12 protein-coding genes are annotated in these 12,474 nt (G+C 39.7%); all 12 read right to left on the bottom strand.

Going from position 1 to position 12,474, the window contains the following annotated elements:
* Positions 1-16: 16 nt before the first annotated feature.
* The gene (gene scpA / locus HCN54_RS05950; protein WP_167596951.1) at positions 17-2,104 is read right to left on the bottom strand and encodes a methylmalonyl-CoA mutase; all 2,088 of its coding nucleotides are present in this window, start codon (positions 2,102-2,104) and stop codon (positions 17-19) included.
* Positions 2,097-3,458 carry a methylmalonyl-CoA mutase subunit beta gene (locus tag HCN54_RS05955; protein ID WP_167596952.1) on the bottom strand — a complete coding sequence of 454 codons (1,362 nt, stop codon included), beginning with the start codon at positions 3,456-3,458 and terminating at the stop codon, positions 2,097-2,099. Before HCN54_RS05955 ends, scpA begins: the two co-directional genes overlap by 8 nt.
* Positions 3,451-3,741, bottom strand: coding sequence for an FtsB family cell division protein (locus HCN54_RS05960; RefSeq protein WP_072982858.1), 291 nt, complete (start codon positions 3,739-3,741; stop codon positions 3,451-3,453). Before HCN54_RS05960 ends, HCN54_RS05955 begins: the two co-directional genes overlap by 8 nt.
* 61 nt (positions 3,742-3,802) lie before the next feature.
* Positions 3,803-4,411 carry a uridine kinase gene (udk, locus tag HCN54_RS05965; RefSeq protein WP_167596953.1) on the bottom strand — a complete coding sequence of 203 codons (609 nt, stop codon included), beginning with the start codon at positions 4,409-4,411 and terminating at the stop codon, positions 3,803-3,805.
* A 217-nt stretch (positions 4,412-4,628) separates the two neighbouring features.
* Entirely contained in the window at positions 4,629-5,042 is a 414-nt protein-coding gene (locus tag HCN54_RS05970) for a DUF6691 family protein (protein ID WP_167596954.1), read from the bottom strand.
* Positions 5,042-5,599 (bottom strand): YeeE/YedE family protein, encoded by a 558-nt coding sequence (locus HCN54_RS05975; RefSeq protein WP_167596955.1) that lies wholly within the window; start codon positions 5,597-5,599, stop codon positions 5,042-5,044. Before HCN54_RS05975 ends, HCN54_RS05970 begins: the two co-directional genes overlap by 1 nt.
* Before the next feature lie 154 nt (positions 5,600-5,753).
* A complete protein-coding gene (locus HCN54_RS05980) occupies positions 5,754-7,892 on the bottom strand; it encodes a glycoside hydrolase family 97 protein (protein WP_167596956.1) in 2,139 nt (712 codons plus the stop codon).
* Between the two features lie 168 nt (positions 7,893-8,060).
* A complete protein-coding gene (locus tag HCN54_RS05985) occupies positions 8,061-9,485 on the bottom strand; it encodes a DUF1593 domain-containing protein (protein WP_167596957.1) in 1,425 nt (474 codons plus the stop codon).
* Between the two features lie 66 nt (positions 9,486-9,551).
* Positions 9,552-9,917: an ester cyclase gene (locus HCN54_RS05990; protein ID WP_167596958.1), complete on the bottom strand. Its 366-nt coding sequence runs from the start codon at positions 9,915-9,917 to the stop codon at positions 9,552-9,554.
* 7 nt (positions 9,918-9,924) lie between these two features.
* Entirely contained in the window at positions 9,925-10,275 is a 351-nt protein-coding gene (locus HCN54_RS05995) for a DUF2200 domain-containing protein (RefSeq protein ID WP_167596959.1), read from the bottom strand.
* 29 nt (positions 10,276-10,304) lie between these two features.
* Positions 10,305-11,630 (bottom strand): ATP-binding protein, encoded by a 1,326-nt coding sequence (locus HCN54_RS06000; protein ID WP_167596960.1) that lies wholly within the window; start codon positions 11,628-11,630, stop codon positions 10,305-10,307.
* A 5-nt stretch (positions 11,631-11,635) separates the two neighbouring features.
* Positions 11,636-12,457: an N-acetylmuramidase domain-containing protein gene (locus HCN54_RS06005; protein WP_167596962.1), complete on the bottom strand. Its 822-nt coding sequence runs from the start codon at positions 12,455-12,457 to the stop codon at positions 11,636-11,638.
* Positions 12,458-12,474: the final 17 nt, after the last annotated feature.

Below are 12,474 nucleotides of genomic sequence, written 5' to 3' on the forward strand. Positions count from 1 at the left end.
TTATGATTTAAGCGTGTTAGTCTTCAAAAGTTTTTAGCAGAATTTCTAAAATCGAAATCGCCGCTTCACTAATTTTTGATCCGGGTCCGAAGACAGCAACTGCACCTGATTGAAATAGAAACTCATAGTCTTTACGTGGAATCACACCTCCTACAATTACCATAATATCTTCGCGATTTAATTGCTGTAACTCTTTGATTACTTGCGGCACGAGAGTTTTATGTCCGCCGGCTAATGAGGAAACGCCTAAAATATGCACATCGTTTTCTACGGCTTGTTTGGCGACTTCTTTAGGAGTTTGAAACAGCGGAGCGATATCTACATCAAAACCTACGTCAGCATAGCTTGTGGCAACGACTTTAGCCCCGCGGTCGTGGCCGTCCTGTCCCATTTTTGCGATCATTATACGCGGGCGACGCCCTTCTAAAACGGCAAACTCATCAGCTAACTGTTGGGCTTTTTTAAAAGCTTCATCATTTTTAATCTCTTTGCTATACACTCCGCTAAATGATTTGATCTGTGCCTTGTAGCGCCCAAAAACGGTTTCAAGTGCAGCAGAGATTTCTCCCAAAGTTGCGCGTTTTCGTGCAGCCTCTACGGCTAAAGTTAATAAATTACCTTGTTCTGATTTTGCACAATCGGTTAGCGCTTGGAGTGCTTGAGTTACCGCTTTTGAATCTCTCGAACTCTTAACACTTGCGAGACGTTGCAGTTGGTTTTCTTTTACAGCCGCATTATCAACTTCTAGAGTTATGAGTTCATCTTCTTGATCTAGTGCAAACTTATTGACACCTATGATCACATCTTTACCGCTATCAATTCGGGCTTGTTTACGGGCAGCGGCTTCTTCTATTCGAAGCTTCGGAATCCCTTTTTCTATGGCTTTGGTCATTCCGCCAAGGGCTTCAACTTCTTGAATAAGATCCCACGCTTTGTGTGCTATTTTTTCCGTTAATTCTTCAACATAATAGCTTCCCGCCCAAGGATCAACTGTTCTGGTGATCGCTGTCTCTTTTTGAAGATAAAGCTGGGTATTTCGTGCGATACGCGCCGAAAAATCGGTGGGTAGAGCAATAGCTTCATCTAAAGCATTGGTGTGTAAACTTTGAGTTCCGCCAAAAACTGCTGCTGCTGCCTCAATGGTGGTTCGCGCCACGTTGTTAAACGGGTCCTGTTCGGTCAAAGACCAGCCACTGGTTTGGCAATGGGTTCTTAACGAAAGGGATTTTGGATTTTTAGGGTTGAATTGCTTTACGATCTTTGCCCAAAGCATTCGCGCTGCCCTCATTTTTGCGATCTCTTCAAAATGCTGCATTCCTATTCCCCAAAAGAAGGAGAGGCGCGGAGCAAAATCATCGATTTTTAAACCGGCGTCAATTCCAGTCCTAATGTATTCCAGTCCGTCTGCTAGGGTGTATGCCAATTCAATTTCAGGAGTAGCGCCGGCTTCTTGCATATGATATCCAGAAATGGAAATGCTGTTGAACTTAGGCATATTTGCTGAAGTGTACTTGAAGATATCAGAAATAATGCGCATTGACGGTGCAGGAGGGTAGATGTACGTATTTCTTACCATAAACTCCTTAAGAATATCATTCTGAATGGTGCCCTGAAGTTGTTCAGAAGGGACGCCTTGTTCTTCAGCTGCCACGATATAAAAAGCCAGAATAGGAAGCACCGCACCGTTCATCGTCATCGAAACACTCATTTTATCAAGCGGAATCTGATCAAAAAGCAACTTCATGTCTTCAACGGTATCGATGGCAACACCGGCTTTCCCCACATCACCTTCTACGCGCTCGTGATCGCTGTCATAGCCACGATGTGTTGCCAGATCAAAAGCTACAGAAAGCCCTTTTTGACCGGCCTTCAAATTGCGGCGGTAAAATGCGTTGCTTTCTTCTGCTGTTGAAAAACCCGCATATTGTCTGATCGTCCAGGGCTTGCGCACATACATCGTACTGTAAGGTCCTCGCAAATATGGTGGAATTCCAGCAGCGAAATCAAGGTGTTCCGGAGCTTTATGTTCAGGTCGTATATTCTCAACAGATTCTGCCTTGAACATAGGATTGATGCTTAGATGTTGAAGGTTTTTTCTACTCATCTTTTAATCTTTTTTGTTCCAACTGTTCGGCAAGTCGTTTGGGAATAATGGGCTCGAGTAAGGTTTTACGCGGATTGATCTTTACAAAGGGATAAAGTTCGAGCTCATCGTTCATTTTATCGATGCTGTTGATATAAGCATTTGTGCCTACTAAAATCTTTTGCTGATCATCAAAAGCCTTTTGCTCTTTACCGGCAGCTTCTTTAATCTTCTTCTGAATTTTACCTTCGATGAGTTGGGTTACAAATCCGCCGCCGGCTTCGATCTCTTTAAAAAGTACTAGAGCCTTTTCGGCGAATTGTTTTGTAAGATTTTCTATGTAATAAGTTCCATCAGCCGGATTTGTTGTCTTGTCAAAATGACTTTCGTTCTTAAGAATTAAAAGTTGATTGCGAGCAATACGCTGACCAAAATCATTTGTTTTATGATAAACAGCATCATAAGCGATATTGCAAATAGCATTTGCGCCACCTAGAATGCCGCTCATAACTTCGGTGGTGGTGCGCAGTAAGTTTGTGTTGTAGTCGAAGAGCGTTTTATTGCGTTTGCCGGGAACAGCCAGAATATGACAATTTACTTGGAGTCCGTATTCCCGTGCTAAGGTTGCCGCAAGTAGGCGCAGGGCACGCAGTTTAGCAATCTCAAAAAAGTAATTACTACTTAAAGCAATTTTAAATGTAACCTGCTGATTTTTTAAAGTTTCACCGAAATGATTAAAGTATTCATTTAAGTTTGAAAGTGCGTAAGCAAGCTCTTGAATGACTGTGGCTCCAGCATTGTGATAGAGGCTTACATCTACACCTATAACGTTATCGTTTTTGCTATTTAAAAAAAGCTTTTCCAGAGCTTGATGATCTTCTTTTTGGGAAGCATACCAGTTTCCGGAACGGGCAAGATTGCCAAGAATATCGAGGTTAAGATATACGGTAAATCCTTTTGCAGCAGCTTGCGCTATCAAGGTTTCACAAAATGAAACGTCTAAAAAGCTAAAATTAAAATAGAGTACTAATGACTCCTGAGGCAAATGCGCTAAAAGCAATGCACTATCAAACGTATTGTTGGCTTTAAAATAAATTGCTTCTGCGCCTTTAGTTAAAGCACGGCTAGCAGTAGCAGCAGCGGTTTGAGGGTTAAGGATAAAAATTTCTTCAACACAAGACCAGTTTTCCGGTTGCCCGGGAATAGGTAAAACTTGTGTTTCTTCCCGGTGATAAAAGGGTTTTACCGAAATGCCTTCAGGAGCATTCCAGACTAAAGTTTCATTATATTCTGCTCCATCCAGATCGTACTGGATCTTTTGCTTAAAGGCTTTGGCTGAGACCGGAGGAAATTCAGAAAAAAGGGGTTTACTCATCGTCTTTAGTTTTTAGGCTATCTTCATACTCAATGATGAATAACTCTTCGTTTTCTTTTTTCATATAATATTCTTCACGAGCAAAACGCTCTAATTCTTCAGAGTCTTTCAATTTATTGATCTGATCCCGATCTGATTTTATTTCTTGTTTAAAGTAGGCGCGGTTACCCTCAAGTTTATCGATCTCGTCATTAAGTTCTTTGTGAATAAACCACGAATTAGTATCAAAAAATACCATCCAGATCGTAAAGATCACTAGAATGAGCACGTATTTATTTCCCAAAATACGAAACCACCTTTTTTGACGAAGCTTTTTTAACAAAGACAAATCAGCACAGATTTAATTAAACCAAACGTTGATTGATAATACTACGAACGATATCTATCGCAACGTTGTTGTAGCGGTTATAAGGTATGATAATATCTGCATATTCCTTAGTAGGTTCAATAAATTGTTGATGCATCGGTTTTAACGTCGTTTGATATCTTGTTAGCACTTCATCAAGATCACGACCGCGCTCGGCGATATCGCGCTTTAGTCGGCGAATAAGACGCTCATCAGAATCTGCGTGTACAAATATTTTGATGTCAAAGAGTTCGCGTATTTCAGGATGGGTAAGAATTAAAATACCTTCAACGATGACCACCTTCCGCGGATGCGTGATCACTTTATCACTTGTGCGGTTGTGTTTCACAAAAGAATACACGGGCTGCTCAATCGTTTCTCCCTTTTTTAGTTGCTCAAGATGCTTGCAAAGCAATTCAAAATCAATGGATTTAGGATGATCAAAATTGATCTTAATGCGCTCATCGTAAGATAAATGTGAGTTGTCGCGGTAGTACGAATCCTGAGAAATAACCGTCACTTCACCCTCGGGAAGTTCTTGTACAATTTGATTTACAACAGTGGTTTTACCGCTTCCGGTACCCCCGGCGATTCCTATGATAAGCATACGTTTAAATTTGTCGCAAAAATAGGAAACTTACTTGATAAAAGCGGCTACATAAATCCTCAATAGGCTTTAGTAGCAAGTTTCAGAATACTAATAATTTAGCTTTAAAATCTATCGTGCGAACTAAGCATTTATTGTGAATAGTACAGAATCCTGATGGAAAACTGCAATGGCTTACCTCAAAATCCAATGCTGTTATAACTTGTCAAAATTTTACTTAATGTGGAAGTTTGTGTTTGATCAAACCGTATACAAGAGTGCCGAGTAAAGCCCCTAGAATAACGAACATAATTGAAACATAACCGGCACCTGTAAGCACATACATAGGTCCAGGGCAAGCTCCTGCTAATGCCCATCCTAAACCAAACAGTACCCCGCCAATGGCGTAACGAGCAACACTCTTGTCTTTAGGTTTTAACCGCATTTCTTGACCGCCAAGCGCTTTTAGGTTGAATTTCTTTATAATCTGAACACCAATTACGCCCAAAACCAGCGCCGAACCAATGATGCCATACATATGAAAAGCACCAAACGCAAACATTTCAAAAATGCGAAACCAAGACGCGGCTTCAGATTTATACATTACTATTCCGAAGAAGGTGCCTATGAGGAGATAAATGATTGTTTTCATTATGCAAATATTAAGGGGAAAATAAGATGGATCATTATTAAACCACCGGCAAAGAAACCAATGACTGCAATAAGTGATGGTAATTGTAAATTGCTCAATCCAGAGATAGCGTGGCCTGACGTGCATCCGCCGGCATAACGCGCACCAAAACCTACCAGAAATCCACCGATGATGAGTATGAATAGATTTTTAGGATCGCTTAAATTCTCTAAACTGAAAAGTTCTGTAGGAAGATATGCGTTTCCAGCGCTTTCTATTCCATAAGTTTGAAGTTTAGCAACTACATCTTCGACGATAGTCACCGTATTATCTGACAGATACTGAGAAGCAATAAAACCTCCCAAAAGAGCACCTAACATCACGGTTAAATTCCAGCGTTCTTCTTTCCAATTAAATTTAAAAAAGTCTGATTTTTTACCCGCTCCTGCAGCTGAGCAGAGTGTACGCAGATTAGAAGACATTCCAAATTGCTTTCCTACAAAGAGTAAAACAAACATGGTCAGGGCAATAAGCGGACCTGATACATACCAAGGCCAAGGATCGTAAATCCAATTCATATACTAGGGAATTTTAAGATATTTTATTAAATCTAGAGTCGTACAAAGAACTCTAAACTTGCGCTGCTGGTACGTAACAAGAGTTACATTGGTTATTATAAATAAGGAATGTCCTTACCTAAGTAAAGACATTTCTTGAAATACTTGAAATCTGCTAGTTTTGAGAAATTAAACTCATTGCAAATCCACCACCCGAAGCCATCGCGATGTCTAGCGAAGTGGTACGATCTACTTGTAGTGTTTCAATAGCATAATCCTGCGGATTGTTTTCCCAATCAGCTTCCGGGCCATCTTTATAGAGTTTGGCCTCATAGGTCTTCCCAGCTTCCAGAAAATCAAAATCTATTGTAAAATCACGTATATTTTCGTCGGTGATTCCGCCTACAAACCAATTGTCAGTTTCTCGTTCTTGTCTTGCAATCACCACAAAATCCCCAACTTCACCATCAAGCACTTTAGACTGTTGCCAATCTACACCTACATCTGATATAAACTGAAATGCCGGATGCACTTTGCCGTCTACCATATAATGCTCAGGAAGATCGCAGGCCATCTGAATCGGACTATAAATCACCACGTATAATCCAAGCTGATGCGCCAAAGTGGTGTTTACGCGATTCTCTTTTTTATAATCGTCAAATTTGATATTGAATACACCAGGTGTAAAATCAATTGGTCCGGAAAGCATTCGTGTAAAAGCGACCGTAGGTAAGTGTGCCGGCGGATTGCCACCGTCTGAGGCCCAAGCATTGAACTCTTGACCACGTAAACCTTCACGAGCAATTGCGTTAGGATATGTTCTGCGTTTTCCTGTAGCTTTGATAGGTTCGTGCGCATTTACTGCAATTTTCTTTTTTGCTGTTTCGTCTAAAACTTTTTGATAATGTTTTACCATCCACTGCCCGTGATGGTATTCTCCTTTAGGAATAATCTTTCCTACATAACCTGTTTTTACCGAATTGATTCCATTAGCCTTCATAAAATCATAAGCGGCATCCATTTGTTTCTCGTAGGTTAGGGGAGCAGCAGAGGTCTCGTGATGCATAATGACCTCAACACCTTTGTCTTTTGCATAAGCCATTACCTCGTCGAAATCATAATCAGGATAGGGCGTGATAAAATCAAAAACGCCTTCCCGGTCGTCTGTATTGATCCATTTGTCCCAACCGGTATTCCATCCTTCTACAAGCAATCCTTTAATGCTGTTTTCAGAAGCAAAATCAATATATTTTTTGGCATTTGCTGTAGTAGCACCGTGTTGAGAAGAGCCTTTTTCGCCCACCGTGAAGGTGTTCATATCCTGAGTGCCTTCCATATCCCAGGTAGATTTGCCAATGTGCATTTCCCACCAGATCCCGACATATTTCATTGGAGTAAAGTAATCAACATCTCCTAACTCATTAGGATCGTTTAGGTTTAAGATCATTTTTGATTCAATCAAATCACCGGCTCTATCAGCTATCTGGATCGTACGCCAAGGAGTATTGAAGGGTACTTTAATTTGAGCTTTTCCACCCAGACGTTCAGAGCCTACGAGTTCGCTTATCATTTTATGTTCAGACTGACTGACCTTTAAAGTCATCCCGGCATAATCTGTAAGATCAGCTTCGTGAAAACTCAAATACAAACCGTCTGCTGTTTTCATCGTGACCGGTGTGTTCACTGCGTTTTCTGGAATATAACTCGCATTGAGGTCAGGGTTATTTGCTTTAGCAAGAGCATCAATCTCAGAGAATTTTGTTTCGCTATACAGATGCTCATAAATATCCCAATCTCCCGGAATCCACCACGTTTTATGATCACCGGTCAGGTTAAACTCCGTGTTTTCATCTGCAATAATAAATTCATCAAGATTTTCTTGTTCAGGGAACTCATATCTAAATCCAATACCTTCATTATATGCCTTAAAGTGAATGTTGAGTTTTCGTTTATTTTCAGAAGTTTCCTGTAAATAAATGATCAGCTCGTTATAGAGATTACGCACTTCTGATTGTTCTCCCCAAGGCATTTGCCAAGTTTCGTCAGCAGCGCTAGTTTCAGTCTTAATAATCTCGAAATCTTCCGAAAGCGCGTCAAGATCCTTAAGGTCAAAACCCATTGCAGAAGTATCGACCACCACAACACCATCGTGAGCGATCGTATAAGTAGGTTTGCCTGCTTCAGTGAGGCTGAAAGTAACTGTGTTCTTTTCATCAGGTGAAGAAAGACTGTAATCTTCTTTAGATTTTTGTTCTTCACAGGAGCTCATAAAAAGCATTGTAAAGATTACGAAGGTGTAACTTAGTTTGTGCATAGTATTAAATTCAAAAGCTATTATCAAGTAAAATTTTTCGGTTAAAAACCGAATAAGCAGTTTTCAATCGAATGCGAAAAAGCTGAAAAAAGATAAGTTATTTTAGTGATTTACTAAAATATGGGAATACACTATGCCTGAATAGCAATAAGGTTTCTATACAACTAGCTATTCGCTGATTGTAATAAGAATACGTTTATAACGTGTAAGAGTAGGCGTTCCTGAATCGTTTACTTCGCAGATTATGTGAAGTGTATCGCCTATTTCAACGTCGTGTGGAATTTTAAAAATAAACTTTGATTTTTTTGAACCGGTAATCGTTTTACCGGAATAAGTATCGGCCTCGTTATAGTGCCACCAGTTGAAATGAAGTTGATCACCATCTGGATCTATGCTTTGAGAAGCGTCGAATTTAAGTGTAGCTCCAGCCTTAGTCCTTACTGATAGCGCTGATTTTTTTAGTTTAACGATGGGATGATGATTAGCAGCGTCAAAGGGTTTAACACACCAATCTGCTCGTGCAGCAAAATCATTTTGAACACTTGGCAACCATCGCCATATTGGTTTAAAATATGCTGTTCTGATCTGTATATCTTCCGGAGTTGTTTTATGTTCTAAAAGTTTTGACCAACTATTTTCAAAACCCCACTGTTTTGTAGGTCTGGTAAACGATGTGTCTGGTAGGGGATCCATCCAGACATTATTTCTAACCTTGACATAGCGCCCTCCCCAACCACCAAAATCTGGAGAATCTGTGCTATTTAGACCATTTGGGATTGTATGTAAAAAAGCCGGGGTATCGCCTTCAGCATTGAAGACACCTTGGTTATTTTCGTAAGCATTACATAAAGCACCGTGTCCCTCAATTATATTGGTAGTCATCCAATCTTTTTCAAAGTAAGGTTGAATAGTTTTAGGCAACACTTTTGGCCATATATAGGCCATACAATCAAATTGATCAGAAATTATAGTGGTGATATTCAAGTGCTCCCAATGCGGCCGGATGTAGTCTTGATAAGATTGATCCTGCTCCCAAATCAAGAATAAACGTAGTTTACGAGCAACATAGTTAATCTTTTCAGGATGGTCTTCTTCAATGATTTTTAAGGCACTAGCAATGGTATTCGTTCCTCCCCAAGCTTGCACCCAAATTGGTCGATGATCAGTAGTATCTAAAAGAGTTTCTGCGATAAACTTTGCGCCTTTGGTTCGTTTTTGATATTCCCCGATTTCAGCGATGTTACCAACTTTCCATATGCTGTGTAAATAATCGGGATGCGGAAAAAGGGTATCGTGAGTTTGTAGATTGGGGTAAACTTGAGCATACAAGTCTATATATTCTTTAACCCAAGTTACGGGGTGAAAGGCATTCCACCCTTGACCACCTTCCCAATGAAATTGCGAACTAGAATTTACAATACCTTCAACTTCAAATTCATTAGAAGTGAGCAAAAAGCGCACCATTGAAGCTCGATCATCAGCTTCGCCGTCTGTAGTCACAAATACACGTGGTCGATCAACAGTTTGAGCTATCAATGAATTTACTACTGATAGTAGTAGTATAATGATGAATGAATAGTAAAATTTAACCATGATTAATATCCTCTAAATCGATTGAAATATACAGAATAAAAATCTAAAGTGTATTTTTTACAATTATTAAAAGAGTCCGTTTTTATTTGGGCTATCTTTTTCGATGATTTGGCCCAAATCCCACAATTCTACAATTCTATTGTTTTCAAATCTAGATATATGCACCACTGCAATCTGCATAGTTTGCTTTGAGACCAGACTGTGCGTGATTACCGTATTACCATCAGCATATACCTTTTTAATTTCGAAATCAAGGTTAGGATTGGTTTTGTGATCTTCTTTCATCGCTTGTATCAATGCATCACGAGAGCCCTCAAAATACTGATTGTGATGCATAAAATCTTCGGCAACATATTTCTTGAAAGCTAAGTCAATATTGCCAAATGCGACCTCTTTTAAAAAGGTTGCGGCAATGGTTTTAAATTCTTCCATAGGAGTATTATTTTCTGAGAATTTTTTCCATCGCCTTTCCTTTAGCGAGTTCGTCAATTAATTTATCCAGATAACGCACTTTTTTCATTAGAGGGTCTTCAATATTCTCAATGCGATGACCACAAATAACTCCGGTAATCTTGGAAACATTAGGATTGAGCTGAGGCGCTTCGTCAAAAAAGGTCTCAAAATTTGTTTTTTCAGATAATATTTGATCTAAGTCGGTCTGATCATAACCGGTTAACCAAAAGATAATTTGATCAACCTCGTCTTTGGTGCGGCCCTTTTTTTCGGCTTTTGCGATGTAATGCGGATAAACACCCGAAAAGGCCATAGTATAAATGCGATGTTTTGCCATATTGAAGTACTTGTGAAACTCAAATATAACTAAAACATCTTTTCTTCTTTTTTGTATTCTCGTTTAAGACCTGCTGTGAGATTCTCGCTCGTAATAGTCAGTGAGTCTTGATTCAGCGCTTGCAAACAACAGTAATGCATAACATTAGTAATGTGTGCCCCGGTAATATCGTAAGTTTTTGCAATTGTTTTTAAATCGATCTCTGGCGCGTATTTAAATTTCTTTGGAAGTGTTTTTTTCCACAGTTCGAGGCGCTCTTGATATCCGGGAGGTGCAAAATAGACCAAAGCTTGAAAGCGTCTGTTAAATGCAGCATCAATGTTATTTTTAAAATTAGAGGCTAAAATGACAAGGCCGGGATGCTCTTCTAAACGTTGTAAAAGATAAGAAACTTCTTGGTTGGCATATTTATCGTGCGCATCGCGCACTTGAGTGCGTTTTCCAAAAATTGCATCAGCTTCGTCAAAGAAAAGTATCCAGTTTTTATATTGGGCTTTATCGAAAAGTTTAGCCAGGTTTTTTTCGGTTTCTCCTATATATTTTGAAACTACGGTTGAAAGATCGATACGGTAAACTTCGCGGTCTGTATATTTTCCCAAAAGGCTTGCGGTTAGTGTTTTTCCGGTACCGGGCGGACCGTGAAAAAGTACGCGATAGCCTTGCTTAAATCTGCTGGTCGTGTGGTGTTTTTGCTGAAGCGTTTCGTTATGTTTCAACCATATTTCAAGGTCCCGAATTTCTTGTCGGGTTTCGTCATTAAGAACCAAATCATCCCAGGTAAGTTGTGTTTCGATCTTTGAAGCAGGAAATTCAATGCTCAGTTCTGGTTCTGGTATGTTGCCCGTTATAAACAAAGAAGTGTATTCAGGGTCTAAAATCAGCGCTCCACTCATTTTGGGCTCATTCTTTTCAGACTTTTCTAACTGAATGACCTTGTTTGCGATGAGTTTACTATGCTTATCAAAATAATGCCAGCATCGGCCTCTAGCTTCAATATTTGCTCCTGCGATGAGAAACAGTGCAGTCTCTGCAGTGGGTAAGATACCGCGGTGATTTTTGCCTTGAATTCCGCCAAGTTCGGGAAGTTCGCCGCCATCAGGAAAAACCTGATTTACACAAAACTTTAAAAGTTCCGGTGAAAGATTGGGAGCTAGGACAAGTATGAGTATTGCAATTTCTGCAGCATCTAATTCTAAGACTTTAATAAGCTGTTTTAATAGTGAGTCGGGGAGTGCCTGACTATCTAACTGTGGAGCTTTTTCAAAACTCAACTTAGGATGTTTTAGTCGCCAAATCACAAGTTCTTGCAAATGCAGCATCACCGTGTCAAAGCCTAAGGATTGATTTTTACTCATAAGGCTTACGAGTATTTAGCATAGGCTTTTGCCAGTTTAATATCGTATTTGTTTGCAGCGTAACCGGGGCCGTTGTAGCCTCTGGCAAAAGCTGCCCAATTTTTTGAGCGTAAGTGTTTCAACAGTTTATTGACCTCTAAAAACTTACCGAAAGCCGCCAGATGCTCCCGCTCGTGTTCAAACATTTTTTCTACAAATGCATCTACCGAAGCATAGTCCAAACTTTTAAAATGATAACCCATTATTTGAAACATCCCCCAAGATGCCGAAGCCTGAGCTGCAGCTTTAAAGTCAGGATGATCGTCTAAAGCCGCAGCTTTATTCATACGGTCGTATTCGCCAATTCCGCCTATATAATATTTACGGGTCCATTTTTTATAAAGCACGTTAGCGCTCTCCTCTGAAACATAGTTTTTGGGATCGATGCCTTTAGATTCTAATTGTCGCCAAAAAATATGACCTTCAAAAAGAATACGCGGTTTATCACCCACCAGAAAACCTTTACCATTGCTCTCAATTTCATTGACAGCTTTTACAGCAGCCAACTCTAAATCATAGCACTGCGCAAAATCAACCAGATCCTGTTCACTAAGTAATTTTGAATTCGAGTCAAAAATTTGATTTTCCTGAGCCAAAAGCTTACTCCAGGTTTTTAAGCCTACGATACCATCCACGACCAGATCATTTTTTTGCTGAAAGTCTTTAACTGCTTTATCAGTATCCACACCAAAATAGGTAGATACATAAATCTCGTAACCCATTTTTTGTAGTAGTTCTTCTAAAAAATAAACTTCTTGATCTCGTGAACGGTAGCGTAGTGTTTTCATGATTTTTAATTTAGTGG

The organism is Leeuwenhoekiella sp. ZYFB001, assembly GCF_011784865.1.
In the GTDB taxonomy this organism is placed as follows: Bacteria; Bacteroidota; Bacteroidia; order Flavobacteriales; family Flavobacteriaceae; genus Leeuwenhoekiella; species Leeuwenhoekiella palythoae.